At 69.3% G+C, this 26,368-nt stretch carries 29 protein-coding genes; 9 read left to right on the top strand and 20 right to left on the bottom strand.

The window, feature by feature from the left end:
* Window positions 1–110 precede the first annotated feature (110 nt).
* From ACFPJ1_RS18255 to ACFPJ1_RS18235, 5 genes are all read right to left on the bottom strand, one after another.
* Entirely contained in the window at window positions 111–755 is a 645-nt protein-coding gene (locus ACFPJ1_RS18255; RefSeq protein WP_380105291.1) for a histidine phosphatase family protein, read from the bottom strand.
* Window positions 752–1,159 (bottom strand): ribosome silencing factor, encoded by a 408-nt coding sequence (rsfS, locus tag ACFPJ1_RS18250; protein ID WP_380105289.1) that lies wholly within the window; start codon window positions 1,157–1,159, stop codon window positions 752–754. The genes ACFPJ1_RS18255 and rsfS overlap by 4 nt, the downstream gene beginning before the upstream one ends.
* Window positions 1,160–1,184: 25 nt before the next feature.
* Window positions 1,185–1,805, bottom strand: a complete 621-nt coding sequence (nadD, locus tag ACFPJ1_RS18245; protein WP_380105287.1) for a nicotinate-nucleotide adenylyltransferase — start codon at window positions 1,803–1,805, stop codon at window positions 1,185–1,187.
* Window positions 1,806–1,823: 18 nt separating this feature from the next.
* Complete coding sequence (locus ACFPJ1_RS18240) at window positions 1,824–1,982, bottom strand: hypothetical protein (protein WP_380105285.1); 159 nt, start codon at window positions 1,980–1,982, stop codon at window positions 1,824–1,826.
* Window positions 1,983–2,061: 79 nt separating this feature from the next.
* Window positions 2,062–2,190 (bottom strand): hypothetical protein, encoded by a 129-nt coding sequence (locus tag ACFPJ1_RS18235; RefSeq protein ID WP_380105283.1) that lies wholly within the window; start codon window positions 2,188–2,190, stop codon window positions 2,062–2,064.
* Between the two features lie 144 nt (window positions 2,191–2,334).
* Between ACFPJ1_RS18235 and ACFPJ1_RS18230 the strand changes: the two genes are divergently transcribed.
* Window positions 2,335–2,784: an Lrp/AsnC family transcriptional regulator gene (locus ACFPJ1_RS18230; RefSeq protein WP_380105282.1), complete on the top strand. Its 450-nt coding sequence runs from the start codon at window positions 2,335–2,337 to the stop codon at window positions 2,782–2,784.
* Window positions 2,785–2,859: 75 nt separating this feature from the next.
* On the opposite strand, the gene ACFPJ1_RS18225 is transcribed toward ACFPJ1_RS18230, so the two are convergent.
* On the bottom strand, window positions 2,860–3,759 hold the full coding sequence (locus ACFPJ1_RS18225) for an alpha/beta fold hydrolase (protein ID WP_380105281.1): 900 nt from the start codon (window positions 3,757–3,759) through the stop codon (window positions 2,860–2,862).
* A 65-nt stretch (window positions 3,760–3,824) separates the two neighbouring features.
* Between ACFPJ1_RS18225 and ACFPJ1_RS18220 the strand changes: the two genes are divergently transcribed.
* Both ACFPJ1_RS18220 and ACFPJ1_RS18215 read left to right on the top strand, forming a co-directional pair.
* Complete coding sequence (locus ACFPJ1_RS18220) at window positions 3,825–4,457, top strand: PadR family transcriptional regulator (protein ID WP_380105280.1); 633 nt, start codon at window positions 3,825–3,827, stop codon at window positions 4,455–4,457.
* Window positions 4,454–5,173 (top strand): 4'-phosphopantetheinyl transferase family protein, encoded by a 720-nt coding sequence (locus tag ACFPJ1_RS18215; protein ID WP_380105278.1) that lies wholly within the window; start codon window positions 4,454–4,456, stop codon window positions 5,171–5,173. Before ACFPJ1_RS18220 ends, ACFPJ1_RS18215 begins: the two co-directional genes overlap by 4 nt.
* Here the strand turns inward: ACFPJ1_RS18215 and ACFPJ1_RS18210 are convergent.
* From ACFPJ1_RS18210 to ACFPJ1_RS18190, 5 genes are read right to left on the bottom strand one after another with little or no spacing between them, the layout of a single operon-like run.
* Window positions 5,145–6,389: a glutamate-5-semialdehyde dehydrogenase gene (locus tag ACFPJ1_RS18210; RefSeq protein ID WP_380105277.1), complete on the bottom strand. Its 1,245-nt coding sequence runs from the start codon at window positions 6,387–6,389 to the stop codon at window positions 5,145–5,147. The genes ACFPJ1_RS18215 and ACFPJ1_RS18210 overlap by 29 nt on opposite strands.
* Window positions 6,390–6,443: 54 nt before the next feature.
* A complete protein-coding gene (locus tag ACFPJ1_RS18205; protein ID WP_380105275.1) occupies window positions 6,444–7,817 on the bottom strand; it encodes an aldehyde dehydrogenase family protein in 1,374 nt (457 codons plus the stop codon).
* Window positions 7,814–8,227 (bottom strand): cupin domain-containing protein, encoded by a 414-nt coding sequence (locus ACFPJ1_RS18200; RefSeq protein WP_132196686.1) that lies wholly within the window; start codon window positions 8,225–8,227, stop codon window positions 7,814–7,816. Before ACFPJ1_RS18200 ends, ACFPJ1_RS18205 begins: the two co-directional genes overlap by 4 nt.
* Window positions 8,224–8,544, bottom strand: a complete 321-nt coding sequence (locus ACFPJ1_RS18195; RefSeq protein WP_380105273.1) for a putative quinol monooxygenase — start codon at window positions 8,542–8,544, stop codon at window positions 8,224–8,226. The genes ACFPJ1_RS18200 and ACFPJ1_RS18195 overlap by 4 nt, the downstream gene beginning before the upstream one ends.
* On the bottom strand, window positions 8,541–9,614 hold the full coding sequence (locus tag ACFPJ1_RS18190) for an Ldh family oxidoreductase (protein WP_380105271.1): 1,074 nt from the start codon (window positions 9,612–9,614) through the stop codon (window positions 8,541–8,543). The genes ACFPJ1_RS18195 and ACFPJ1_RS18190 overlap by 4 nt, the downstream gene beginning before the upstream one ends.
* 74 nt (window positions 9,615–9,688) lie before the next feature.
* On the opposite strand from ACFPJ1_RS18190, the gene ACFPJ1_RS18185 reads away from it, so the two are divergent.
* Window positions 9,689–10,345 (top strand): GntR family transcriptional regulator, encoded by a 657-nt coding sequence (locus ACFPJ1_RS18185; RefSeq protein ID WP_380105269.1) that lies wholly within the window; start codon window positions 9,689–9,691, stop codon window positions 10,343–10,345.
* A 177-nt stretch (window positions 10,346–10,522) separates the two neighbouring features.
* On the opposite strand, the gene ACFPJ1_RS18180 is transcribed toward ACFPJ1_RS18185, so the two are convergent.
* Together ACFPJ1_RS18180 and ACFPJ1_RS18175 are read right to left on the bottom strand one after the other, a co-directional pair.
* Window positions 10,523–11,200 (bottom strand): response regulator transcription factor, encoded by a 678-nt coding sequence (locus ACFPJ1_RS18180; RefSeq protein WP_380105267.1) that lies wholly within the window; start codon window positions 11,198–11,200, stop codon window positions 10,523–10,525.
* Window positions 11,197–12,843 (bottom strand): sensor histidine kinase, encoded by a 1,647-nt coding sequence (locus ACFPJ1_RS18175; RefSeq protein WP_380105265.1) that lies wholly within the window; start codon window positions 12,841–12,843, stop codon window positions 11,197–11,199. The genes ACFPJ1_RS18180 and ACFPJ1_RS18175 overlap by 4 nt, the downstream gene beginning before the upstream one ends.
* A gap of 148 nt (window positions 12,844–12,991) precedes the next feature.
* On the opposite strand from ACFPJ1_RS18175, the gene ACFPJ1_RS18170 reads away from it, so the two are divergent.
* The 4 genes from ACFPJ1_RS18170 to ACFPJ1_RS18155 are packed head-to-tail and all read left to right on the top strand — an operon-like array spanning window position 12,992 to window position 16,426.
* On the top strand, window positions 12,992–13,996 hold the full coding sequence (locus ACFPJ1_RS18170; RefSeq protein WP_380105263.1) for a Bug family tripartite tricarboxylate transporter substrate binding protein: 1,005 nt from the start codon (window positions 12,992–12,994) through the stop codon (window positions 13,994–13,996).
* On the top strand, window positions 13,996–14,502 hold the full coding sequence (locus tag ACFPJ1_RS18165) for a tripartite tricarboxylate transporter TctB family protein (protein ID WP_380105262.1): 507 nt from the start codon (window positions 13,996–13,998) through the stop codon (window positions 14,500–14,502). The genes ACFPJ1_RS18170 and ACFPJ1_RS18165 overlap by 1 nt, the downstream gene beginning before the upstream one ends.
* Entirely contained in the window at window positions 14,502–16,031 is a 1,530-nt protein-coding gene (locus ACFPJ1_RS18160; RefSeq protein WP_380105260.1) for a tripartite tricarboxylate transporter permease, read from the top strand. Before ACFPJ1_RS18165 ends, ACFPJ1_RS18160 begins: the two co-directional genes overlap by 1 nt.
* A gap of 2 nt (window positions 16,032–16,033) precedes the next feature.
* Window positions 16,034–16,426: a universal stress protein gene (locus tag ACFPJ1_RS18155; protein ID WP_380105258.1), complete on the top strand. Its 393-nt coding sequence runs from the start codon at window positions 16,034–16,036 to the stop codon at window positions 16,424–16,426.
* Here ACFPJ1_RS18155 and proB read toward each other — a convergent pair.
* From proB to ACFPJ1_RS18120, 7 genes are all read right to left on the bottom strand, one after another.
* Complete coding sequence (gene proB / locus ACFPJ1_RS18150) at window positions 16,423–17,535, bottom strand: glutamate 5-kinase (RefSeq protein ID WP_132297294.1); 1,113 nt, start codon at window positions 17,533–17,535, stop codon at window positions 16,423–16,425. The two genes, ACFPJ1_RS18155 and proB, sit on opposite strands and share 4 nt — an antisense overlap.
* Before the next feature lie 91 nt (window positions 17,536–17,626).
* Window positions 17,627–19,270 (bottom strand): GTPase ObgE, encoded by a 1,644-nt coding sequence (gene obgE, locus ACFPJ1_RS18145; RefSeq protein ID WP_380105256.1) that lies wholly within the window; start codon window positions 19,268–19,270, stop codon window positions 17,627–17,629.
* Between the two features lie 120 nt (window positions 19,271–19,390).
* Complete coding sequence (rpmA, locus tag ACFPJ1_RS18140; protein ID WP_132196666.1) at window positions 19,391–19,651, bottom strand: 50S ribosomal protein L27; 261 nt, start codon at window positions 19,649–19,651, stop codon at window positions 19,391–19,393.
* 12 nt (window positions 19,652–19,663) lie between these two features.
* Window positions 19,664–19,981 (bottom strand): 50S ribosomal protein L21, encoded by a 318-nt coding sequence (gene rplU / locus ACFPJ1_RS18135; protein WP_131343919.1) that lies wholly within the window; start codon window positions 19,979–19,981, stop codon window positions 19,664–19,666.
* A gap of 126 nt (window positions 19,982–20,107) precedes the next feature.
* On the bottom strand, window positions 20,108–23,494 hold the full coding sequence (locus ACFPJ1_RS18130; RefSeq protein ID WP_380105255.1) for an Rne/Rng family ribonuclease: 3,387 nt from the start codon (window positions 23,492–23,494) through the stop codon (window positions 20,108–20,110).
* Window positions 23,495–23,640: 146 nt separating this feature from the next.
* Entirely contained in the window at window positions 23,641–24,468 is an 828-nt protein-coding gene (locus ACFPJ1_RS18125; protein WP_380105253.1) for a TIGR03936 family radical SAM-associated protein, read from the bottom strand.
* Window positions 24,469–24,725: 257 nt separating this feature from the next.
* Window positions 24,726–25,043: an ArsR/SmtB family transcription factor gene (locus ACFPJ1_RS18120; RefSeq protein ID WP_380105251.1), complete on the bottom strand. Its 318-nt coding sequence runs from the start codon at window positions 25,041–25,043 to the stop codon at window positions 24,726–24,728.
* A gap of 26 nt (window positions 25,044–25,069) precedes the next feature.
* Here ACFPJ1_RS18120 and ACFPJ1_RS18115 point away from each other — a divergent pair, with 26 nt between their 5' ends.
* On the top strand, window positions 25,070–26,092 hold the full coding sequence (locus tag ACFPJ1_RS18115) for a quinone oxidoreductase family protein (RefSeq protein WP_380105249.1): 1,023 nt from the start codon (window positions 25,070–25,072) through the stop codon (window positions 26,090–26,092).
* The last annotated feature ends 276 nt before the right edge of the window (window positions 26,093–26,368 follow it).

Genomic DNA, 26,368 nt, shown 5'->3' with positions numbered 1-26,368 from the left:
GGAGCACGTCTGGGATGGGTGGGTTGGAGGCGCCGATCGGGGTGCTGGAGTGGTAGCTGGGCAAGCAGTTTTGGGTTGCTGGTGCTCGCAGCGCAGTACCGGCGGGTGGGTCAGCGTTGGGGGTCGTCGGACATCACTGGCTCGGGGAGGGAGCCGGCGTTCCACTCTTCGATGCGCCAGCCGCGGCGGCCGGGGAGGAGGGAGATCCAGTTGCAGTTGGAGAGTCCTCCGAAGGCGGGCCAGTGGGCCTTGGGGATGCCCAAGAAGAGGCAGATGCCTACTCGGGCCGCTAGGCCGTGGGTGGTTACGACCACTGTGTCGGAGGGTTCACCGTGCTCGACGGCCCGGGCCAGGGCTGGGGCGAAGCGTTCGGCTACCTCTTCGACGGTTTCGCCGGCTGTACCGCGGCGCTGGGGTTCGCCGGAGCGGATGCGGGCGGCTGCTTCCGGGTGGATCGCGGCCAGCTCTTCCATCGTCATGCCGGCCCAGTCGTCGACGTTGATCTCGCGCAACGCCTCGTCGTACTCGATCTTCAGACCGGTCAGGGCGGCGAGCTCACCGGCGGTCGCGACCGCGCGCTGAAGGTCGCTGGAGAAGAGCCGGGTCGGCGCCAAGGACGCCAGCCGCAGGGCGGCGGCACGGGCCTGGGCGACGCCGACGTCGTCCAGCGGGATGTCGGCCTGGCCCTGGATCTTGTCCTGCAGGTTCCACTCGGTCCGGCCGTGCCGCCAGACGATCAGCCGCCCCGCGGTCATTCGACCGCTGAGGAGGTGCCGGCATTGTCAGCAGCGCCGGGACCGGGAGACGGCAGCGGGATGACCGGGCAGTCGCGCCACAGGCGCTCCAGCGAGTAGAAGCTGCGCTCCTCGTCGTGCTGCACGTGGATGACGACCTCGAGGTAGTCCAGCAGCACCCAGCGACCCTCGCGCGCGCCCTCCCGGCGGACCGGCTTGGCGTCGAAGTCGACCCGCAGCTTCTCCTCGATCGCGTCCACGATGGCGCGGACCTGGCGGTCGTTGGAGGCGGAGGCGACCAGGAACGCGTCGGTGATGGCGAGCTGCTCGGAGACGTCGAACGCGAGAACGTTCTCGGCCTTCTTGTCGTGGGCCGCCTCGGCTGCCGCGGTGAGCAGCTCGATGGCGCGTTCGGTGGCTGGCATGCCTAGTCCTTTGATAGTCGGCCTTCTAGTGGTTGGTGTAGAGCTGGCGCTTGGCGATGTACTGGACGATCCCATCCGGGACGAGATACCAGGTCGGGTTGCCCTTGGCGACCCGTTTCCGGCACTCGGTGGACGAGATGGCCAGGGCCGGTACTTCGAGCAGGGTGACGCGGTCCATCGGGAGCTTGTCCAGCGGCAGCTCGAGCGCCTCGGTCCCCGGCCGGGTGCAGCCGACGAACTGGGCCAGCTTGAACATCTCGTCGACGTCGCGCCAGGTGAGGATCTGGGCCAGCGCGTCCGCGCCGGTGATGAAGAACAGCTCCGCGTCCGGGTAGAGCTCGGCCAGGTCGCGCAGCGTGTCGATCGTGTACGTCGGCCCGGGCCGGTCGATGTCGACCCGGCTGACGGAGAACCGGGGGTTCGATGCAGTGGCGATCACCGTCATCAGGTACCGGTCCTCAGGCGGCGACACCTGCCGCTCGGTCTTCTGCCACGGCTGACCGGTCGGGACGAAGATCACCTCGTCCAGGTCGAAGTACGCCTGTACTTCGCTGGCCGCCACCAGGTGGCCGTGGTGGATCGGGTCGAAGGTGCCGCCCATCACACCCAGGCGGCGACCGGGTCGCACCCGTTCCGGAGAATCCACGTCAGCTCGATCCGCCGCTCAGCTGTGCGGCCGGCCCTTGCCCATGATCAAGGTGATGAGCAGCATCACGACCAGGACAGCCAGGGCGAACCCGCCGTACCACCACGGTGAGATTTGCGCGGCCGTCTCGGCAGCGTCTTCGGTGGCCGCCAACTGCGGCAGGAGGAGGGAAAGCATGAGGCAGAGCCTATCTCTTGCCGGCCTACGCGAGCGCGACCGGTGGGCCGGGTGGCCTGCCGGTCGCGCGGGAGTGGTGTCAGCTGTGCCGGATGTAGCGGGTCAGCAGCCGGCGCCAAGCGGAGGGGCCGATGTGGTCGCGCTGATGGATCGCGGCGACACGGCGCATCTCGTCGATGTGGGCACGGGCGACTTCGGGGGTGATCATGATTCCTTTACAAGGTTGTACCGGACGTCGGAGCGGGTGGCTCCGACACTTGAAAATTGTACGACGCGTCCTGCTACTACACAAACGAATTAAAGGCAGATCAGCTGATCTCCCTACGAATCTGCGGTAAACGGAGGGGAACACATGGACGCGATCGATCGGCAACTGGTCGAGGCACTGCGCGCGAACGGCCGCTCCAGCTGGGCCGAGCTCGGCCGCGAGGTCGGGTTGTCCGGCCCGAGCGTCCAGGAGCGCGTCAAGCGGCTCGAGGAACGCGGAGTACTGCTCGGGTACCGCGCGGTGGTCGCGCCCGAGCACGTGGGGCTGGGCACCAGCGCGCTGGTCGGGCTGTTCCAGCGCGACGACGTGGAGACCGACGACATCGTCGAGGGGGTCCGCCAGATCCTCGCCGTGGAGGACTGCTGGTTCGTCGCCGGCGATCAGGAGCTCGTGGTCAAGGTCCGCGTCCCCGACGTCGGCCACCTGGAGGAGGTCGTCGCCAGCCTCCGCCGCGTCAACGGCGTCGTCCGGACCCGGACGACCGTGGTCCTCTCAACCCGCTGGGAGGCGCGCCCGGCACCCCTGCCCGAGTAACTGCCGGTACTGCGGTTGAAGCGCTCGCGAGTACTGCGACCCGCGCCGCCGCGGCGACCACCGTCGTACGAAGGCTCACTGGCCTGTCCCGAAGAACGAGCGAATCTCGTCGGCGATCCGGGCCACCGCCTCAGGGCTACCGGTGGAGTTGATGGGGCTGGGGTCACTCGACGAGCCGTGGTCGAGGCCGTCGAACTCGATCCGGCGACCGCGCGGCAGCACCTCGATGAGCACCTCGCGCGCGGGCTTCAGAAAGGGCAACCCCTTGCTGCCACCCAGGACCAGTACGTCGGCCGCAACCTCGCGGAACTCGTCGAACCGGCCTGCGAGCTCGACGATCAGCGCACCTTCGTAGTGCACGGTCGGCGCCAGCTTGCGCAAGGTGATGGCGTCAGGCCCCGCCTGCCGATCCTCCTTCTTCATCATCTTCTCGGTGATCGAGGCCAGCAGCCGGCGCGGGATCACCTTGAAAATCGGCGGTGCCAGTTCCAGGCCGTACATGCTGGTGATCATCGCGGCGGCAACGTTGCCCTGAGCAATCTCCTGGTCGAAGCGGGCCAACCAGGCGGCGTGCGGAGCCGCGTCCGCGACCAGGGCGGGTTCGTACACAGCCATCTTGCGCACGGCCGGCAGCGTCCGCGCAGCCTCCAGCACGATCGCGCCACTTGCGCTGACCCCGAACGCCAGGTCTGCCCCGGCTTCGGCGAGGACAGCCTCAAGATCCTCGACCTCGGTGCGCGCACTGTGGTCGGGCCGATGCGGACCGGACATTCCCCGGCCGCGCCGATCCGGTAGGTAGACGGTGAAGTCGTCGGCCAGCGCCCGGGCGAGCAGCGTGTGACTGCGGGCCGATTCCATGCTCCCGTGCAGTACTACGACCGCCGGTCCTCGGCCGGTCTTCAAGTAGCCGATCCGGGTGCCGTCGCGGGACGTCACCGATCCCTGGGTCAGTTCTTCAAGGTCTGGTTTTCTCATGGGCTGATAGTTACATGCGATCTAGTTACATTGCAACTAGTTTCTCTGACCTCTAGACTGCTGCCATGCAGCCGACCTTCCGCCGTTCACCGCTGGCGCTCGCGATCCTCGGCCTGCTGGAGAACGGGCCGATGCATCCGTACGGGATCCAGCGGCTGATCAAGCAGTGGGGCAAGGACCAGGTGGTCAACGTCGGCCAGCGCACGAGCCTCTACCGGATGATCGTCAGGCTGGAGGAGGCCGGGTTGATCGCCGCCGGAGACACCCAGCGGGACGAGCGCTACCCCGAGCGCACCACCTACCACCTGACCGATGCCGGCTGGGCGGCCTCACGGCAGTGGCTCGCGGAGATCGTCGCCACTCCGCGCAACGAGTTCCCCGAGTTCCCGGCAGCGTTGTCGTTCATCATGCTGCTGACTCCGCAGGCCGCGACGGAGCTCTTCGAGGAGCGCCGTGATCACCTGACGCGGCGCATCACCGAGCTCGAGGCCGACCTCGCCTCGGAGTACGAGGGCGCACCGGTCCCCCGGGTGGTGCTGATCGAGACCGAGTACCAACGGGCGATCGCCGATGCCGAGCTGCAGTGGCTCGAAGCCCTGCTCGACGACCTGCGGACCGGCTCACTCACCTGGCAGGCCGCGCTTCACCCCGGTCAGGCCGGCACAGATCAAACCGGCGCAGATCAGGCGATGGCATGACGAGTGGCCCGCGGACTGTCGAGATCTGGTGGGCGCGGATCCGCGACGCACGACCGGAGCTGGCCGCAGACCTCGATGCCGCCGAAAGAGGCCGCCTGGCGGCGTACACCAGGGATGAGGACAAGGCGCGTTTCCTGCTGGGCGCCGCGGTGATCCGCAGAGTGCTCGGGCGAAAACTGGAGGTGCCGCCTGCCGAGGTACGGCTGGATCGAACGTGCCCGGACTGCGGGCAGCCGCATGGGAAGGTCGCGACCGACGGAATGCAGCTGTCGGTATCGCACTCCGGTGACCTGGTCGCCGTCGCCTTCCACCCCCGTACTCCGGTCGGCGTGGACGTCGAACTGGTGGATCCGACCATCGACGCGGACTCCCTGGCCGCGGTCAGCCTCTCCGAGATGGAGGCGGATCAGCTCGCCGAAGTCGAACCAGCCGAGCGGGCGCGCGCGTTCACGCAGTACTGGACTCGCAAGGAGGCAGTCGTGAAAGCGACGGGTGACGGGATCCGCGCCGATCTGCGGAAGGTGATCGTCAGCGCGCCCGATCAGCCGGCCGCGCTGGTCGAGTGGCCTGGGTACGACGGACCCGTCCGGCTGGTGGATCTCCAGGCAGGGCAGGACTACGCGGCCGCGCTCGCGGTGCTGTCGGACGAACCCCTCGATGTGCGCTCGATCGACGCGGGCCCGCTGCTCAGCTCCGGATCTGTCCCTCGCCGATGACGACGTACTTCGTCGAGGTCATCTCGGGCAGTCCCATCGGCCCGCGGGCGTGCAGCTTCTGCGTCGAGATCCCGATCTCTGCACCGAACCCGAACTCGCCACCGTCGGTGAACCGGGTGCTCGCGTTGACCACCACCGCCGCCGAGTCCACTGCCTGGACGAACCGCCGCGCCGCCGCCTGCGACCGGGTGATGATCGCGTCGGTGTGACTCGAGCTGTACTTGCGGATGTGCTCGACCGCTGCCTCCAGCGAGTCCACCACGGCTGCGGAGAGATCCAGCGAGTGGTACTCCTTGCCGTAGTCCTCGTCGGTGGCCACCAGGATGTCATTGCCCGCAGCAACAACCGTGGCGTCGCCGTGCACCGTCACGCCGGCCTCGGCCAGCGCCGGCAGAGCCTTCGCCAGGAAGTCGTCGGCCACGGACGAGTGCACCAGCAGGGATTCCGCCGCGTTGCACACGCTCGGCCGCTGGGTCTTGGCGTTCAGCAGGATCTTGAGCGCGAGATCCAGGTCAGCCTCGGCGTCGACGTACACGTGGCAGTTGCCGACGCCCGTCTCGATCACAGGCACGGTCGACTCCGACACCACCGTCTGGATGAGCCCGGCGCCACCCCGCGGGATCAGCACGTCGACGAGCCCGCGCGCCTGCATGAGCTCCTTCACGGCGGCCCGGTCACCCGGCACACCCTGGATCACGTCGGCCGGCAGTCCCACCTCGGCCGCAGCGGAGCGCAGTACGGCGATGATCGCGGCGTTCGACTCGGCCGCGGAGGACGAGCCGCGCAGCAGTACCGCGTTGCCGGACTTCAGGCAGATGCCGGCCGCGTCGGCTGTCACGTTCGGGCGGGCCTCGTAGATGATGCCGACCACGCCGAACGGCACACGCACCTGGCGGAGCTCCAGGCCGTTCGGCAGGGTGTAGCCGCGGACGACCTCGCCGACCGGGTCCACCAGGCCGGCGAGCTGCTCGAGCCCGGCAGCCATCGCGTCCACCCGGCTGGGGTCGAGAGCCAGCCGGTCCACGGTCGACTCCGGCGTACCGGCTTCCCGCGCGGCGGCGACGTCCTTCGCGTTCGCCGCGACGATCGGCTCGGTGTTCGCGCGCAGGGCTGCCGCCATGGCGTGCAGCGCCGCGTCCTTGGTCGCACGGGAAGCCGCCGACAACGCGTAGGAGGCCTCGCGGGCCCGCCGGCACAACTCGATGATCTCGCTCACCCCATCATCGTAGGGCGACCTCCCGCTCCCCCGCCCACCCGTCTCAGGCGCGGCCTAGGCGACCCAGTAAGTCCTCGTGTTGGTGAACTCGCGGATCCCGGCCGCGGCCAGTTCGCGTCCGTAACCGCTGCGCTTGGTCCCGCCGAAGGGCAGCCGCGGGTCCGACGCCACCACCGCGTTGACGAATGCCGCCCCGGACGTGATCCGACGCGCCACCTCGACCCCACGCGTCGGTGAACCGGTCCAGATGCTGAGCCCCAGCCCGTACTGCGTGGCGTTGGCCAGGGTGATCGCCTCCTCGACATCTGCGGCGACGGCAACCGCGGCCAGCGGGCCGAAGGTCTCCTCGTCGAACGCAGGCATGCCCGGAGCTGTTCCGGTCAGCACGGTCGGCTCGAAGTAGTACCCGGGTCCGTCGATGCTCCCACCACCGGCGACCAGTACGGCCCCGGCCGCGACGGACTCGTCGACCTGCCGCTGCAAGGCAACCCGCAGGTCGTCACGAGCCAGCGGGCCGACCGCGACCTCGCGATCGCTCGGATCCCCGACGGCCAGCGCCTTCACGCCCAGCACGAAGCGATCGATGAACTCGTCGGCGACGGCCGCCTCGACGATGAACCGCTTCGCGCACACACAGCTTTGCCCGGAATTCGCGAACCGCGCCCGTACTGCGGCCGCCGCTGCAGCCTCGAGGTCGGCATCCGCGAGCACCACGAACGCGTCCGACCCCCCGAGCTCGAGCACTGAGCGCTTCGACGCACGGCCCGCAGCGGCTCCAACGGCCGCGCCGGCGCGGTTGCTTCCGGTCAGCGTGACCGCGGCGATCCGGTCGTCCGCGATCAATCCCTCGATCGTGGCCGGCACCTCCGGCTCTTCCACCAGCAGCGTCGTGACGAGGTGCTCCGGGAACCCGGCCGCGACGAACACCTTCTCCAGTTCGAGCGCGAACCCGGTCACATTCGGCGAGTGCTTCAGCAGTACTCCGTTGCCAGCGGCAAGCGTCGGTACGGCGAACCGGAACACCTGCCAGGCCGGGAAGTTCCACGGCATCACCGCGAGCACCAGCCCGACCGGCTCGTATGCCACCCAGGCGCGGACCCCGTCGACCGGGACCTCCTCGTCGGCCAGGATCGCGCCGCCGTTCGCCGCGTAGTACTCGGCTGTGATGGCGGACTTCTCGATCTCGCCCTCGGCCTCCTTGATCGGCTTCCCCATCTCGGCCGTGATCAGCGCAGCCAGCCGAGCGGACTCCGACCGGAGGTGCGCAGCCAGCCGAGTCAACGCCTCAAGCCGGTTCTCGACCGCAGTGCGTCCCCAAGCAGCGGCAGCAGCAGAGCCCTGTACTACGGCCTGCTCGATCTGCGCGGGGGTCATCGCCTGGTAGGCGGCGAGCGTGGTCCCGTCAGCCGGGTTGATCGTGGTGATCATCGGGTCGTCAGCCCGCCCCGGTCGCTCTCCGAGAGGTGCTCGAAGGTCTCACCGGTGGCTGTGATCGTGCGAGTGACCTCGCGGCCGCCGTACACCCAGTAGATCCGCATCGGCTCGTCGCCGCGGTTGAGGAATCGGTGCGGCACCCCGGCCGGAACCCAGGTCGCCTCGCCGGCCACCAGGTCGAAGCGTTCCCCGTCGATCTCCGCGATCGCGAGCCCCTCGAGGATCAGCACGGACTCCTCGACGTTATGGCTGTGCACGGGCAGTCCGGTGCCGACGGCGAACACGGTCTGCCCGGTGGTGATGCGGTTGTCCTCGGCATTCCAGCGTCCGACGTACGGGATGGTGACGACGCCGTTGCCACGGTCGAACGGTACGACCTGGTCGGGACGGATCAGCAGGTTCATCGGTTGGCCTCCGGGCTGTGGTGGTGGAAGAGCCGGCGGGCCAGGGTGTTCACCTGGCTGCCGGGCACGACGTGTTCGGCGACGGCCGCGCGCCAGACCTTGAAGTGCGGCGCGGCTCGGTGCGCGTCGACGGCCGCGTCGTCGGTGTAGGTCTCGTGCAGCAGGAAGTGGTGGTCGTCGGCGAGATCCTGGCTGACGTCGAAGGCCAGGCAGCCGGGCTCGTCGGTGAAGGACCGCTCGGCGTTGGTGCGGATCGCGTCGACGAAGGCGTCGAGGTGGCCCTGGACGACCTGCAGGGATACGGACAGGGTGATCATCGTGGGAGCTCGACCCCTGTCTCCGCGCTCAGGGTCGCCAGGCTCGCCCAGGTGGTGTCGGTGAGCGCGATGCCTGCGGCGGAGAGTTCCGCGTGATGGCGGTCCTCGAGTTCACCGGGGACGAGGATCTCGTCAGCCCAGGAAGCCTTCTCGGCGGCGCGGGTCGAGTCGACGAGTGCCTCCACCCGTTCGCCGTACTCCGCTGGGTCGGCCATCGCGGCGACGTCGATGGTGAGCAGCAGATGGCCGGCGCCGCTGGTCGCGTCCGGTTGATAGGGGCCGGCCACCTCGTCGCCGAACGCGCTGCCGGTGAGTACCCCGGCCAGGACGTCGAACATGAACGAGATGACGTATCCCTTGGGGCCCGCCATCGGGAGGATCAGGCCTTCGATCGCTGTCTGCGGATCCGTGGTCGGGTTGCCGTCGGCATCGGCTGCCCAGCCCTCGGGGATGCCGGTCCCCCGCTCGGCCGCGAGGTAGACCTTGCCGCGGGCAACGGCCGTGTTGGCGAGGTCCATCACGACGGTGCCGTGCCGCCCGGCCGGGGCCGCGATGGACCAGGGGTTCGTGCCGATGCTCTTGTGCTTGCCACCCCACGGAGCCATCGCCGGGCTGGCGTTCGTGCAGAGCAGGGCGACGCAGCCGGCCTCCGCCGCCCGGCGGGTGAAGTACGCCGCGGTCCCGAAGTGGCCCGAGTTGCGGACGCCGATGGAGCTCACGCCGAAGCGCTTGGCCCGCTCGACACCGAGGGTGACCGCGTGCTCGGCGATGACCTGGCCGATGCCGTGACCACCGTCGAGCACGACCAAGGCGCCGGTGTCCCGGACCGTGGCGACCTGGGTGATCTTGCGCATCGCGCCGCTGCGGAGGCGAGCGACGTACCAGGGCAGGCGGAGCATGCCGTGCGAGGCGTGGCCCCAGAGTTCCGCCGTCACCAGGGTGTCGGCGAGCAGGTGGGAGTCCGCGGCCGGGACGCCTTCGGCGCGCAGTACGGCCTGGGTGAACGCCAGGAGGGCGTCCGGATCCGTCCGTTGTGCGGTGGCGGGCGGGGATGCCGAAAGATGGGCCATGCCTTGCTCCGATCGGGTGCGAGACTGGAGCCAGAGAAGCATACTTGTATACAAGTACGCAAAGGAGAGTTCGTATGACGGACAGAGTGCGGCGCGCCTCCGGCGGTCAGGTCGTGTACGCCGAGCTGAAACGGCGCATCCTGTCGCTCGACCTGCCGCCGGGGCGGAGGTTGTTCGAGCCCGAGCTGTCGGCGCAGTTGCAGGTGAGCCGGACACCGCTGCGGGAGGCGCTGCGGCTACTGCTGGCCGAGGATCTCCTGGAGCAGCTGCCGACGGGCGGGATGGTGGTCCGCTCTCTATCGGCGGAGGAGATCGACGAGCTCTATACGGTGCGGGCGTCGCTGGAGGGCCTGATGGCGGCGGAGGCCGCCGAGCGGATGACGGACGGGGGTGCCGAGGCGCTGACGCTGCTGGTGGCGCGGAACCAGCGGCTGGTCGAGTTCGCCGACGACGCGATGAACGCGGGCCACGACTTCCACCTGAAGATCGCGGAGATCGCCCGCCACGGGTGGGCCGCCCGCCTCCACGAGCAGGTAGACGGTCAGATGGCCCGCTACCGAGCCTTCACCAACTCCTCCCAATCCCGCCGAACAGCCGCCCTCCACGAACACCAACAAATCCTCGAGTCCCTGATAGCCCGCGACGCCCCCCGAGCCCGAGCCCTAGCCGAACACCACGTCCTAGAAGCCCGAAACACAGCCCTAACCGCAATAGGCGAACGCCTCCCCTAGCCAGCCCTTCGCGCCCTCCGGTCAACCACCTCCACCACACGCCACGCGCCCCACGGCCAGTGCCACCCCACGAGACCCCACCTTGTGCACCATTCGGCCATCGCGGCCCAACCCAAACGCTCAAGTCACGCACAAAGTCACCCTCACGACCCCGAAGTCTTCTGAGCTGGAAGGTTGCTAGCGGGGTAGCGGGTGGTAGCGGCGTTCGGGGCGGCCGGCGGTGCCGTAGCGGGGACGCATCTCGGCTCGGCCGATGGTGACGAGGTGTTCCAGGTAGCGGCGGGTGCTGCTGCGGGAGAGGCCGGTGGCTTCGGCGCAGTCGGTGGCCGACAGACCGTCGTCGGGAGCGTTGCCGAGAGCCTTCAGAACCAGGTCCGTGGTCTCCGGGCTGATTCCCTTGGGCGGCGGCACGCGGCCGCTCTGGGTGCGAAAGACCCGGTCCACCTCGTCCTGGTGCGCCTCTGTCAAGTGGTGAAGTTCTGCCCAGTGAGCCGCGTAGTCCTCCAGCCGACTTCGAAGAGACTCGATCTCGAACGGCTTCACCAGGTACTGGAAGACCCCGCCACGCAACGCAGTACGAAGCGTGTCGAGGTCGCGGGCCGCGCTGATCACGATCACGTCGACCGGATAGTCGGCCGAGGACTCGCGGAAGCGGCGCAGTACCTCGAGGCCGCTCATGTCCGGCAGGTAGATGTCGAGCAGCACCAGATCCGGCCGGAGCGTGCGCACAGCGGCGAGGGCCTCGGCACCCGTGCGAGCGGCACCGACAACCTCGAAGCCGGTTTGACGCGCGACCACGCTCGAGTGCAGCCGGGCGACCATGAAGTCGTCGTCCACGACGAGGACCTGGATCATGCCGGCGCCGCCGTGGCGAGCATCGGCAGCGTCGCCACGAAGACGGCACCCGAGTCGTTGTGCACCGTCACATCGCCCCCGCGCTTGCGGCAGATCACCCGGACGAGCGCCAGCCCGATCCCATGGTCGTCATCCGACTCGCTGTCCTTCGTACTGAACCCATGCGTGAAGACCCGATGCTGCATCGCACTGTCCACCCCAGGCCCCGAGTCCCGAACCTGGATCCGTACTGCGCCCGCATGCTCGACCACTTCCACGGCGACAAAGGGATCCCGGGCCCCGGCGGCGGCGTCGAGCGCGTTGTCGACCAGGTTGCCGAGCACCGTGGACACGTCAGTGGCGAGTCGTTCGTCCAGGCGCGGCAGCCACGTCGCCTGGTCGACCACGAAGCTGACCCCGCGCTCCGCCGCCTGGCTGGACTTCGCGATCAGCAAGGCCGCGACCGCGGGATCTGCCACCCGCGCGGTGACTCCGGCGGTCAACTCGGTTTGGTCGGCCGCGATGCGCTGGATGTAACGGCGGACGTCGTCGTACTCCCCCAGTTCGATCAGGCCGCTGACGATGTGCATCCGGTTGCTGAACTCGTGAGCCTGCGCCCGCAGGGTGTCGGTGGTGTTGCGGGTCAGGTCGAGCTCGCGCTGGAGTTCGAGCAGTTCGGTCCGGTCACGGAAGGTGGCGACCCAGCCGATGTGGCGTCCGTGGCTGCGGACCGGCATCCGGTTCAGTGTGAGAACTCGCCCGTGCAGCGGCAGAACCCGGTCGGTCGCCGGCTCGGGCCCGTCGAAGATCTCCCCCAGCCGGCCGGTGTCGTCGACCTCGACCAGAGCCCGGCCCGCCGAAACCAGCGGGATCCCCAGCAGATGCGCGGCCTCGTCGTTGACCATGGTGATCCGCCGCTCGAGATCGACGGCGAGCACGCCTTCTTTGATCCCGTGCAGCAAGGCTTCCCGCTGCTCGACCAGACCGGTGATCTCGCGCGGCTCCAGTCCCAGCGTCTGGCGCTTGACGGTTCTTGCCAGCAGCAACGAGCCGAGCACTCCCAGCAGGCTGGCGATGCCGAGGTACGTGAGCAGGTTCGGCGTCGCGGTCGCGAGATTGGCCAGCAGGGACGGGTACTGCCGGCCGACGGCGACCACCCCGTCGGTCTCGCGGGTCTCCACGTTGATGATCGGCGCCATCGCCAGCGCCGCGCCGGTCTCCTCGTCACGCCCCATCCACGAGCGGCCGAGGAACGCGTCGGTCTCCTGCAGCCGCGCCACGGAGGTCTGCGGCACAGGGTCGGTCGAGGCGATGATCCGGCGATCCCGCAGGGCGACCTTCACGTACGTCGAACCGGAGAAGGTCCGCCCGGACTCCACCACGGACTGGGCCTGGCTGACGTAGTCGGGCGCACCGTCCGAGCCGCTGGCCCCGCGTGCTCCGGCCGCGGCTGCTTCGCGGACTCCTGCGGTCACCGCCAGCCGCTCGGCAACCGCGAGCGCACGGCGGCCCTCCGTGTCGCGGAACCGGGCGTTCGACTGAGCCAGCGAAACGGCGGCCACACCGACGAGGACGATCAGCACGATCAGCAACTGCATGGCCAGCATCCGCCCGGCCAGCGTCCACCGACGCCTGCCCAGGAACGCTCTCCACCTCGCGGTCACGGGTTGATTGTGCGCGGCACCGCCCGATCTGGCCAGCAGGCCGTGAGCACAATGAGCACAACAGAGTTTGCGTTCGTAACGGTGACACCGGATCGGCCCCACGCCACGCTGACGGCACCCGCTCCACCGAAGACCCAAGGAGGCCGCCGTGCAAGCACGGACGTGGTTCACCAGTATCACCGCCGCCGTCACCCTCGCCGTAGTGGCGGCCGGCTGCGGCGTCAGTGCCGACGACAACGCCTCCGGCGGAACCAGTTCGGGCCCGGTCGAGGGCCTGCGCATCCTGGTTCCGAACTCACCCGGCAGCGGTTACGACACGACTGCCCGGGCCGCCGCCAAGGCGATGCAGGACGCGAAGCTCACCGACACCGTCGAGGTGTTCAACACCGCCGGCGCCGGTGGCACGGTCGGCCTGCAGCGGCTGGTGAACGAGAAGGGCAAGGACGACATCCTGATGCAGATGGGACTCGGCGTCGTCGGGGCCGTCTTCACGAACAAGTCGAAGGCCACTCTGCAGGACACCGTGCCGATCGCCCGGATGGTCTCCGAGGCCGAGGCGATCGTCGTACCGAAGGGTTCGCCGTACACCAGCCTCGAGCAGCTCGTCGCTGCCTGGAAGGCGGACCCGGGCAAGGTCCCGGTCGGCGGCGCGTCGAACGCCGGCGGGCCGGACCACCTGACCCCGATGCTGCTGGCCAAGGCGGTCGGAGTACAGCCGAAGTCGGTCAACTACGTCGCGTACGACGGTGGCGGCGAGCTGCTGACCGCGATCCTGGGCAAGAAGGTCGCCTTCGCGGCCACTGGGATCGGCGAGGTCGTCGAGCAGGCCAAGTCCGGCGACGTGAAGATCCTCGCGGTGACCAGTGAGCAGCCGGTCGAGGGGATCGACGCGCCCACGCTGAAGAGCCTGGACGTCGACCTGGTGTTCACCAACTGGCGCGGCATCGTCGGTCCGCCCGGGTTGTCGGCGGACAAGCAGCAGCAGTACAACGAACTGCTGACCAAGATGCACGAGTCCTCGCAGTGGAAGCAGACGCTGGCCGACCAGGGCTGGACCGATTCCTTCCAGACGGGTGACGAGTTCAAGGCCTTCCTCACCTCGGAGAACGACCGGGTCGCCGGCGTACTGCGAGAACTCGGCCTCGTCGCCTGATGAGCACCCCGACCATGAGCACCGTGAAGCAGGGCCGCTCCGAGCTGGGAGTGGCCCTCCTGCTCCTGCTGCTCGGCGGCTGGGCGATGATCGACGCCCTCCGGCTCCCGGACCTGGAGACCCGAGGGCCGATCGGGCCGAGGACGGTCCCGCTCGCGGTCGGCCTCCTGCTGGTGGTGACCGCGGTCCTGCTCGCCATCGACATCCTGCGGGGCGGCCGGGGCGAGCAGGAGGCCGGTGAGGACGTCGACCTCGCGCACGGCAGCGACTGGAAGACCCTGGGCCTGCTGGTGGCCGCCTTCGTCGCGAACATCCTGCTGATCGAGCGGCTCGGCTGGCCGGTGTCGGGAGCGGTGCTGTTCTTCGGCACCACCTACGCGCTGGGCAGCCGGCACCTGATCCGCAACGCGATCATCTCGATCGCGCTGTCCGTCGGCAGCTGGTACCTCTTCTACCTCGGCCTCGGCATCCACCTGCCGGCCGGGATCCTCAAGGGAATCCTCTGATGGACGCGTTCACCGAACTGCTCAACGGGTTCGCCACCGCCGCCCACCCGACCAACCTGCTCTACGCCTTCGTCGGCGTCCTGCTCGGTACTGCGATCGGCGTGCTGCCCGGGATCGGCCCCGCGATGGCGATCGCGCTGCTGCTGCCGCTGACGTACTCGCTGGAGCCGACGCAGGCGTTCATCATGTTCGCCGGCATCTACTACGGCGGCATGTACGGCGGCTCGACCACCTCGATCCTGCTGAACACACCAGGTGAGAGTGCGTCGGTCGTCACCGCGATCGAGGGCAACAAGATGGCCCGCAAGGGCAGAGCGGCGGCAGCGCTGGCCACCGCGGCGATCGGCTCGTTCATCGCCGGCACCATCGGCACGCTCTGCCTGGCCCTGCTAGCACCCGCGATCGTCCAGCTGGCCGTGAAGATGGGCGCGCCCGACTACTTCGCGGTGATGGTGCTCGCCTTCGTCGCCGTCACCACTGTGCTCGGCTCCTCGAAGGTCCGTGGAGTGGCCGCCCTCGCGATCGGCCTGCTGATCGGCCTGATCGGAATCGACCCGACCTCCGGCCAGCAGCGGCTCACCCTCGGGCTGCCGGAACTTGCCGACGGCATCGATGTGGTCGTGGTCGCGGTCGGGTTGTTCGCGGTCGGCGAGGCCCTGTGGATCGCCGCGCACCTGCGTCGTACGCCGGCCGAAATCATCACCGTCGGCGCCGCGCGGATGAGCGGGGAGGACTGGCGCCGGTCCTGGAAGCCGTGGCTTCGCGGTACGGCGATCGGCTTCCCGTTCGGCGCGATCCCCGCGGGTGGCGCCGAGATTCCGACCTTCCTGTCGTACGTCACCGAGAAGAAGATGAGCAAGCACCCGGAGGAGTTCGGCCACGGTGCGATCGAGGGCGTCGCCGGTCCCGAGGCGACGAACAACGCGTCGGCCGCGGGTGGCTTGGTTCCCCTGCTCACGCTGGGGATCCCGACCACCGCGACCGCCGCGGTGATGCTCGGCGCCTTCCAGGGGTACGGCATCCAGCCGGGGCCGCGGCTGCTGGAGACGCAACCCGAGCTGGTCTGGGGTCTGGTGGCCAGCCTCTTCATCGGTAACGCGATCCTGCTGGCGCTGAACCTCCCGCTCGCCCCGATCTGGGCCAAGCTGCTGCGGATCCCCCGGCCGTACCTGTACGCCGGCATCCTGTTCTTCGCCAGCATCGGCGCGTACGCCGCCAACCTGTCCACCTTCGACCTGTGGCTGCTGCTCCTGCTCGGTGCACTCGGCTTCGCGATGCGGCGCTTCGGGCTGCCCGTCGTACCGGCGATCATCGGCATCATCCTCGGGCCGGTCGCCGAGGAGCAGATGCGGCGCGCGTTGCAGATCAGCGACGGCCAGCTGAGCGGCCTCTACAACACGTGGTTCTCCAAGACCGTGTACTTCGTGATCCTGCTGGTGCTGGTGGTTCCGCCCGTGGTGAACTCGGTGCGGAAGCGGCGTCAGCCGAAGGACCGGGAACTCCAACCCTCTGAGCGTGCGGGAGACTGATCGTGGCGATCATCGTCGGGTACGTGCCGACTCCTGAAGGCGTGGCCGCGTTGGAGAGCGCGATCGACGAGGCGCAACGCCGGCATCAGCGGCTGGTCGTGGTGAACTCGTCGCGCGGCGAGTCCCTGGTCGACAAGCGGTACGCCTCCGGCACCGAGTGGCAATCGGTGGAGGAACGGCTCACCGCGTCGGGCGTCGACCACGAGCTGACGCAGCTGGTGGAGAGCAAGGATGCGGCCGACCAAATCCTCAAGCTGGCTGGCGAGCTGAACGCAGAGCTGATCGTGATCGGCCTGCGCCGCCGCACCCCCGTTGGCAAACTCCTCCTCGGCAGCCAGGCACAAACCATCCTGCTCGAAGCCGAATGTCCCGTCCTGGCGGTGAAAAGCAGTTAGAGCAGGACGAGGTCGTCGCGGTGGACGACCTCACGCTCGTACGCCGCACCGAGCTCGCGGGCCAGGTCCCGGGTCGAACGGCCCAGGAGTTCCGGGAGCTCGGCCGCGTCGTAGTTGACCAGGCCGCGCGCGATCACCACACCGGCCGGTGACACCAGGTCGACGGGATCGCCCGCGGAGAAGGTCCCCTCGACCCCGCTGATCCCCGCGGGGAGCAACGAAGTACGGCGTTCGGTGACTGCCCGGACAGCGCCTTCGTCCAGCTGAAGGCGGCCCTGTCCCGAGGTCGCGTGGGCGAGCCAGAGCAGCCGGGTCTTGCGGCGGCGCCCGGTCGGGTGGAACAGCGTGCCGACCGGATCACCGCGGAGCGCCTCGCCGACGTGTCCGGCAGAGGTCAGCACGACCGGAATCCCTGCCTCGGTGGCGATCGCGGCCGCCTCGACCTTCGTCTGCATGCCGCCCGTGCCGACGCCGGACGAGCCGGTACGCCCGATCTTCAGCCGAGCCAGGTCCGCCGGACCACGGACATCCGTCAGCATCGTGGTGCCAGGCTTGCGCGGATCCCCGTCGTACAGGCCGTCCACATCGGACAGCAGGACAAGCAGATCCGTGTGGACGAGGTGGCTGGTGAGCGCGGCCAGGCGGTCGTTGTCGCCGAAGCGGATCTCCGTGGTGGCGACGGTGTCGTTCTCGTTCACGATCGGTACGACGCCGAGCTCCAGCAGGCGGGCGAAAGTCCTGTAGGCATTGCGATAGTGGCTCCGCCGGGTGACGTCGTCGACGGTCAGCAGCACCTGGCCGACGCGGAGTCCGTGCGCGGCGAACGCGTCGCTGTACCGGGCCATCAGCAAGCCCTGGCCGACCGACGCAGCGGCCTGCTGGGTGGCGAGATCGCGCGGACGCGAGCGCAGTCCCATCGGAGCCAGGCCGGCGGCGATCGCACCGGACGAGACCAGCACGACCTCGGTGCCCTCCACCCGACGAGCCGCCAGGGCGTCGACCAGCAGGCGAAGGCGTTCCAGGTCGATCCTGCCGCGCTGGGTCAGGGACGACGACCCGACCTTGACCACGATCCGCGCTGCGTCGACAACCTCCGCGCGCCGCTTCATGAGCTCTCCCGCATCATGCTTCCTACGATCCCGTAGTGAGTCGGTCAGATCCCCCGCGGTCCACATTCCGGCTCAAGTGCGGGCCGCCGCGTCATGCGTCCTGGTTGCTGCTCTCGGCCTCGATGTCGATGTCCTGGCCGGCCCTGAACAGCCGCTCGGCCTCGAGCTCCCGAGCAGCCTCCAGCTCGCGGGCTTCCTTGCGCGCGAGCCTCTCGGCGGCCTTCTGGGCCGCCTTCGCCTCGGCCGGCGACAGGTCGACCTCGTCCGCGATCCAGCCCCTGCCGTACTCCGACAGGTCCACCGGGCGCTCGATCTCGCCGGACCTGAGCGCGTGGTACTTCTCGTCCTTGTCCTTGCGGCGCTGCGCGGCCGGACGGTCCTCCTCCAGCCGGTGGTCCTCACCGCGCCGGGCGAGGATCTCCGCACCGGCCTGGACCTCGGGAGCGAAGTCGAAGACGACCGCGTTCGGGCCGTCGCCGATGATCACGTCGTCGCCCTCCATCGCGCCCAGCTCGAGCAGTTCGCGCTCGACGCCGAGCCGGTTCAGCCGGTCGGCCAGGTAGCCGGTGGCCTCGGCGTTGCCGAAGTCGGTCTGCCGGACCCAGCGCTCGGGCTTCTCGCCCTGGATCAGCCAGCCGCCCTCCGGGGTCTTCCGGACCTTGAACTCGGACCCGCCGGTGGCCTGCGGCCGGATGATGATCCGGGTGTTGTCCGGCTTCTCGGCCTCCGCACGCCGCTTGGCGACCAGCTCGGCCATCGCGAACTTCAGCCCGTCGAGGCCTTCGTGGCTGGCGGTCGAGATCGAGAACACCTTGAGGCCGCGCTGCTCGAGCTCGGCAGTCACCATCTCGGCGATCTCCTTGGCGTCCGGCACGTCCACCTTGTTCAGCGCGACCAGCCGCGGCCGGTCCTCCAGCCCACCGTGCGCCTTCAGCTCGGCCTCGATCGTGTCGAGGTCGGTGAGCGGGTCACGGCCCGGCTCGTAGGTGGCGCAGTCGATCACGTGCACCAGCGCGGCACACCGCTCGACATGCCGCAGGAAGTCGTGTCCGAGCCCGCGACCCTCGCTCGCGCCCTCGATCAGGCCCGGTACGTCGGCGACGGTGAAGGAGGTCTCACCGGCCACCACGACACCGAGATTCGGGATCAGGGTGGTGAAGGGGTAGTCCGCGATCTTCGGCCGGGCGCGGCTGATCGACGCGACCAGCGACGACTTGCCCGCGCTCGGGAAGCCGACCAGGCCGATGTCGGCGACGACCTTGAGCTCGAGAACGACCGTGCGCTCCTCGCCGTCCTCACCGAGCAGCGCGAAACCGGGGGCCTTGCGGCTGGAGCTGGCGAGTGCCGCGTTGCCGAGGCCACCCTTGCCGCCCTGGGCCGCGACGAACTCCGCGCCGAGGCCGACGAGGTCCGCCAGCACCTCGCCTTCCGGAGTACTGACGACGGTGCCGTCCGGGACGGGCAATACGATGTCGCCGCCCTTGCTGCCGGCCTGGTGGTCACCCTTGCCCTGGGCACCGTTCGTGGCGGAGCGGTGGGCGGAGCGGTGGTAGTCAACCAGTGTGGTCAGGTCCGGGTCGACGCGCAGGATGATGCTGCCGCCGTCACCGCCGTTGCCCCCGTCGGGACCACCGAGCGGCTTGAACTTCTCCCGGTGCACCGAGGCGCAGCCGTTTCCGCCGTTGCCACCGGTGACGTGCACCGTGACCCGGTCGACAAAGCTGGGGATCGCCATCGGTTTTTCTACTTCCTGCTGGATGAACTAACTCTGTACATAGCCGAAGGGCGGGTCGCGCTATTCCGCGACCCGCCCTTCGGCAACTACTGCAAAGGCTTCGAACTCCGGGTGGCGGTGTTACTCCGCCGGGGCCGGGACGATGTTGACGACGCGACGCCCACGACGGACGCCGAACTCGACCTTGCCCTCGGCAAGCGCGAACAGCGTGTCGTCGCCACCACGGCCGACCAGGCTGCCCGGGTGGAAGTGGGTGCCACGCTGGCGGACGATGATCTCGCCGGCGTTGACCAGCTGACCGCCGAAGCGCTTCACGCCGAGCCGCTGCGCGTTGGAGTCGCGACCGTTACGGGTCGACGCTGCTCCCTTTTTGTGTGCCATGTCTGTCTCAGCTCACTTCTTCTTGGCGTCGATCGCGGTGACCTTGACCTGGGTGTAGTGCTGGCGGTGCCCCTGGCGCTTGCGGTAACCGGTCTTGTTCTTGTACTTGAGGATGTGGATCTTCGGGCCCTTGGTGCGGCCGAGAACCTCAGCTGAAACGGCCACCTTGGCCAAGGCGGCAGCATCGGCCGTCACGGTGTCGCCATCGACGACGAGGACTGCGGGCAACGACACCGTGTCGCCGACCTGATCAGTCAGGCTGTCGATCTCGATGACATCGCCGACGGCGACCTTCTGCTGGGTGCCGCCACTGCGCACGATCGCGTACACCGTGGATCTCACTCTCTGTTTGTTCGGAAGTCTTACGGGGCCTGCACAGACCTACTGCGGCCCACACAAAGGAGGCACGCGAGACGCGCGCCGAAGGACAAGAATACGGCGCGCGTCACGAGTGGGTCAAACCGGGGTGGACTCCAGCTCCGGAGCGCTCACTCCGGCGTCGGATCCGTTGTTGCCTGCATCGCTGTCACCACTGTCGTCCGCCTTGGCCCGGCTACGGCCACCACGCCGGCGGCGAGTGCTGCCACCGCGCCCGGAACCGTTCTGCTGAGCCTTCTCAGCCCCAGCCTCGGCACCGTCCCCAGCAGCACCCTCAGAACCCTCCTGAGCCTGCGCTGCGGAAACCTGGTCACCCTGCGAGTCGCCCTGCGTGCGCTCCTCGCGGGCCTGCCCGGCCTGCGAGTGGTCGTCCTGCGGGCGCTCACCCTGCGACTGGTCGCTCTGCGAGCGATCAGCCTGGACCCGCTCACCGTGCGAGTGGTCGCTGTAGTCCTGGTCGTCCTGGGCCTCGGCGTTGGTGACGCCGGAGGCCGCAGCGATCTGGGCCAGGCGCTGGGCGGCGTCGTGGCTCTGCTGCTCGGTCTCGGGCTGCTCGTCCGACCCGTCGCCACGACCCCGGCCCTTGCCGCGGTTGCGGCTCCGGGAGGTCTTCTTGGCGCCGTCGCCGTCGCTCATCTGGTCGTTGTTCGAGTGCTGCTGCTGCCCGCGGTTGCGTCCGTCGTCCTGCCGGCGGCGGGACTCCTTCGGCTCGTCGTGCAGGATCAGCCCGCGCCCACCGCAGTGGTCGCAGTTCTCGCTGAACGCCTCGAGCAGACCGGTACCGATCCGCTTGCGGGTCATCTGGACCAGGCCCAGCGAGGTCACCTCGGCGACCTGGTGCTTGGTCCGGTCGCGGCCCAGGCACTCCACCAGCCGGCGCAGCACCAGGTCCCGGTTCAGCTCCAGCACCATGTCGATGAAGTCGATCACGATGATGCCGCCGATGTCGCGCAACCGGAGCTGCCGGACGATCTCCTCGGCCGCCTCCAGGTTGTTCTTGGTGACGGTCTCCTCGAGGTTTCCGCCGGAGCCGGTGAACTTGCCGGTGTTGACGTCGACCACCGTCATCGCTTCGGTTCGGTCGATGATCAGCGAGCCACCCGAGGGCAGCCAGACCTTCCGGTCCAGCGCCTTCTTGATCTGCTCGTCGATCCGGTAGTTCGAGAAGACGTCCCCGTCACCGGCCCACTTCTCCACCCGGTCGGCCAGATGCGGAGCGACGTACGAGACGTACTCCTTGACCTGGTCGTAGGCGTCGTCGCCGGAGATGATCAGCTTGGTGAAGTCCTCGGTGAACAGGTCGCGGACCACCCGGATCAGCAGATCCGGCTCACCGTGCAGCAACTGCGGCGCCTGGCCAGACTTCGACTTCTTCTCGATGTCCTCCCAGTACGACTGCAGCCGGCTGACGTCGCGGGTCAGCTCGTCCTCGGTGGCGCCCTCGGCGGCGGTGCGCACGATCACGCCCGCCTCGTCCGGGACGATGTCCTTGAGGATGCCCTTCAGGCGGTTCCGCTCGGTGTCGGGCAGCTTGCGGCTGATCCCGCCGTTGCCCCCGCGCGGCACGTACACGACGTACCGGCCGGGCAGGCTGATCTGGTTGGTCAGCCGGGCGCCCTTGTGGCCGATCGGGTCCTTGGTCACCTGGACCAGGACCGCCTGGCCGGACTTGAGCACCGACTCGATCTTGCGCGGGCCGTTGCCGCCGCCGAGCGTGTTCCAGTCGACCTCACCGGCGTACAGCACGGCGTTGCGGCCCTTGCCGATGTCGATGAACGCGGCCTCCATGCTGGGCAGCACGTTCTGCACCCGGCCGAGGTACACGTTGCCGATCAGTGAGACCTGCTCCTCCTGGGCGACGTAGTGCTCGACCAGGACGTTGTCCTCGGAGACGGCGATCTGGGTCAGGTCGCCGCGAGCGCGGATCACCATCGTCCGCTCGACCGACTCGCGCCGGGCCAGGAACTCGGCCTCGGTGACGATCGGCGCGCGGCGGCGGCCGGCGGCGCGACCCTCGCGGCGGCGCTGCTTCTTCGCCTCCAGCCGGGTCGATCCCTCGACCGCGGTGATCTCGTTCGAGATGGTCTTGCTGCGCGGCTCACGCACCCGTACGACGGTCTCGTCCGGGTCGTCCGGCGCCGCGACCGGGTCCTCGCCCTTGCGGCGGCGACGGCGACGGCGGCGGCGCGACGAGGAGCCGGAGCCCTCCGTCTCGTCCTCGGACTCACCGGACTGGTCCTGCTCGTCGGTGTCGTCCTGCTGGTCGTCCGACTCGTCCGCGTCGTCGTCCTGCTCTTCGGCGCTGTCGTCGGAACCGTCCGCGTCACCGGTCTTGCGGCGGCGCCGGCCTCCGCGACGACGGCGGCGACGACGAGTACCCTCGCCACCTTCGTCGCCGTCGTTCTCGTCGGCTTCGGCGGCGTGGTCCTCGTCGGTTTCCTCGTCAGCCTCGGTGTTGCGGGCTTCCTCGAGCACCGGCTCGGCGCGGTCTGCCGCTACCTCTTCGGCATCCCGGCTGCGACGGCTACGGCGACGGCGGGTGCTGCCCGGCTGCTCGTCGGCAGCGACCTCGGTGGTCTCGGCGACGACCTCAGGCGCGTCGGTGACGGCCACCTGCTCGTTCGCCGCGGTCTCGGCCGCGCCGGAGCGCCGCCTGGTACGCCGACCGGAGGGCGCCTCGGCAGGAGTGGCCTCGACCGGGCTGGTGGCTGCAGCCTGGGCAGGAACGTCGACAGGCGCCTGGAACAGCACGGCAGCGGCGGCAGGCGCACGGCGACGACGCCGCGACCCGCCCTCAGCAGGCTCATCCTGAGCGGAGTCGGCCTGAGCGCGGTTGGTCTGGGCGTTGGTCTGGGCAGCAACCTCGGCGGCAGCGGCCTCAGCGGCGGCGAGCTCTTCCTCGGTCAGTTCTTCCTCGGGGACGTCCGCAGAAGCCACCGGGCCATCGCTGACCGGGTTGTCGGAGGTCAGCAGGTCGGCCTGCGGCGCGGCCGCGGCCTTCTTACTGGTCCGCCGACGAGTGGTCTTCTTGGCAGGCGCAGCCGAGCCGTCGGAACCACCCTGAGCGCCTGAGTCGGCGCTGGACTGCACCGGGCCGGCATCGGCGAGGCTGGTCGAACCGGCGGCGGACTCCACGGAGGTGATGTCGTCGGAGGTGTCGAGCAGGCTGTCCTGGCCGCTGTTGCGGGCGGCGGTCTTCTTGGCCGGGCGCTTCGCGGCGGCCTTCTTCACGGTCCGCTTGGCGGCCGCCTTCTTTGCCGGGGCGGGTGCCGGATCGGCGGCCTCGGCGTCTGCTTGGGTGCTGAGCGCGATGTCGGCGTCAGCGGGGGCGGTCTGCGCAGCGGCCTTCTTGGTCGTGCGCTTGCGGACCGTCTTCTTGGCAGCGGCCTTCTTGGCAGGCGGCTGCGTGGGGGCGGCGGCAGCCGATTCGGCTGCCTCGGTGGTGTTCGGCTCGTTGTCGAGCATGCAGTGCGGGTCTCCTCAGGCCCTCCGGCGCATCCTGCGACCCCTGTCACGGGTCCGGCGCAGCCAGAAAGCGGTCTCGGTCTCGCCGATCCCGCAGTGTCAGCCGGTCCGGCGGAAGCCATCTGGATCCGCTCCCCCGGCGCTCGTCAGGGCGCAGATGGAGCGGCGGCGTCGCCCTCCGCTACATGCGTCTGGTGGTCTACCGCTTGGCCGGTCGCGTTCACCTGGGTGGCGTCGCGGTCACGAGCGAGCGGATCGTCCACAGTGCCGGTGGCCGCGATGAGCGGGCCCTGGGCGAGCCTGGTCAGAAGAGCCGGGCCCGTCACCGGAAGCGTCGCTACGTCGAGCACGCCGACGAGAACGTCGTCGGGTCTCACGGCCGGGGTTCCGTGCCGTAACACCACTTGCAGTATCGCACACGTCTCAAGCGACGCCGGTTCACTGCCGACAGCGAGTCGGAGAACGGCGCCCCGACAGTCGAACGAGCGAGGACCCCGTTTGGTCATGCGCTCGACGATAATTTCCTCCCGGGCGAGGAACGCCTCGACCGCCTGCTGAGCGTCGGCCGGATCCACGCCCGGCAACGCGATCAGCCATTCGCTGGCCTCCAGCCGCTCGGCCAGCGATCCCGCTCCCGCGGTCACCACCTCGATGATGTCCAGCCCGGGCGGCAGCGCCTCGTCCAGGTCCGCGCGGACCCGTTCGGGGTCACGCTCGTGTGTGAGCGAGATCTCCAGGTATTCCGCCTCCGAGGCGGCCCCGGTCGGCGCGGCACCGGCGTACGAGATCTTCGGGTGCGGGCTGAAACCGTGCGAGAAGGCGACCGGCAGGTCAGCACGCCGGACCGCGCGTTCGAAGGCGCGCTGGAAGTCGCGGTGCGAGGTGAACCGCAGCCGTCCCCGCTTGGCGAAGCGGATCCGCAACTTCTGCACGGCGGGAAGCTGCTGGGACGGCGGAGCCTGAACTGGTGCCACGAGCGCCATTCTCGCAGCTCCCCCGCCCCTAGCTCACATCCGCGGACCTCCCACCGCCAGGACCCGCTCACGCCAGAGGCACCCGCGGGTTCAGGATCCAGCCACCCCGAAGTACGCCTGGCCTGCCGCGGAGTCACTGAGGCGGCTCCACCCCTGGGCGCGGGGTTAGCCCACTGCCCTACCAGTGGGCGAACGCTTCCCGCAGGGGTTAACCACCGCCGCCGCTGAGCGAGCTCGCGGACCCAAACGATCGAGCCTCAGGGGGCCACTGCGAGGACGGTGTCGATGAGGTTGGGGAAGCGGGATTCGAGGTCGGTGTGGCGGAGGGTGGTCCAGCGGCGGTTGCCTTCCTCGCGCTGGTGGATGACGCCGGCTTCGCGGAGGACGCGGAAGTGGTGGGTGAGGGTGGAAGGCGCCACCGAGACCGGGAAGGTGCCGCACGCGCGCTCGACGTCCTCGCGCAGGGTCCGGACGATCGTCAGCCGGGTCGGGTCCGCGAGGGCGTGCAGGACCTCGTAGACGGTCAACTCCCCGACCTCGGGGTGGACCAGGGCTGGGCGCCGCGGGTTCGCCATCAAATTCCTTTCGACGATCGTCGTACATGAGCGTAGTCTCGATCTCGACGTACGACGATCATCGAAAGGGATTCGTGATGCGCGCGCTGCTGTTCGACCGACCCGCTCCCGATGCCGGCGCCACCCGGGTGGCAGACCTGGAAAGCCCTCTCCCCGGGCCCGGCGAGGTGGCGATCGACGTCCGGGCGGCAGGGGTGAACTTCATCGACGTGATGGCTCGGCGGGGTGATCCGGGGTACGCGACCGGGTGGCCGTTCGTCCCTGGGCTGGAGGTCGCGGGCACGGTTCGCGCGCTCGGCGCAGGGGTCGACGGACCTGCCATCGGTACGCCGGTCGCTGCGTTCACGGGGTCGGGCGGGCTCGCGGAGGTCGCCGTGGTGCGGGCCGAACTGGTGGCGGTGATTCCGGAAGCCCTCTCATTCGAGAAGGCCGCTGCTGCGCCGGGCACGCTCACTACGGCCGCGCTGCTCCTCAACCGTCTACAACCGGGCGAATCGGTGCTCGTCCACTCAGCCGCCGGTGGCGTCGGCCAGGCGCTTGCGTCTCTCGCCCGCCTGCGCGGCGCTGGCCTCCTCCTCGGCACGGTCGGCGGAGCCAGTCGGGTCCAGGCCGCCGAGAAGGCCGGGTACGACGCTGCGCTGGTTCGTGGTGACGGGCTCGTTGACGCCGTGCGCGAGCGGACCGGCGGTCGGGGCGTCGACCTGATCCTCGATCCGCAGGGCACGGAGTGGATCGACACCGATCTGGAGCTGGTCGCGCCAGGCGGTCGGATCGTGTTGTTCGGCAATGCTGGGGGTACCCCGCTCGCTCCCCTGGCACTCGGACCGTTGTTCGGCGGGAACGCGTCGGTCGGCGGCTTCAGCATCCGCGGGTACTCCACCAAGGCGCCTCACCTGGTGGTTGCGGCCCTCACGGATGTGCTCGGCAAGCTCGCAGAGGGCGCGCTGACCATCGACCCGACGGTCGTCGACAGCCTCGACCGTGCCGCCGAGGCCCAGCAGGCGTTGGCGGACGGCCGCGGCAAAGGGAAGTACGTCGTCCAGCTCTAGGCGTAGCGGGGGTAGGGAAATAGGTGTGACCGGCCGGGACGTTGGCGATGCTCCGGCCCTAGCGGTGTCGGCGCCGGCGCCGGTTGTCGGGAGTGAGGACACCAAGACGGGACCTCGGACAGGCTATGTCTTGTCCGAGGTCCCGACTTGTTGTCCGCAGTCCCCAGTTGTTGTTCGGGGTCCCCATTCGGTGTCCGAGGTCCCGGCGTGGTGTTCGGACCTGCCGCAGGCGCTCGGCCGAGGAGACGCTGGACGGCGGCTGTGGCTGGTGAGTGG

Source organism: Kribbella qitaiheensis (assembly GCF_042657745.1).
GTDB lineage: Bacteria > Actinomycetota > Actinomycetes > Propionibacteriales > Kribbellaceae > Kribbella > Kribbella qitaiheensis.
This window is presented reverse-complemented; position numbering and strand designations above follow the sequence as displayed.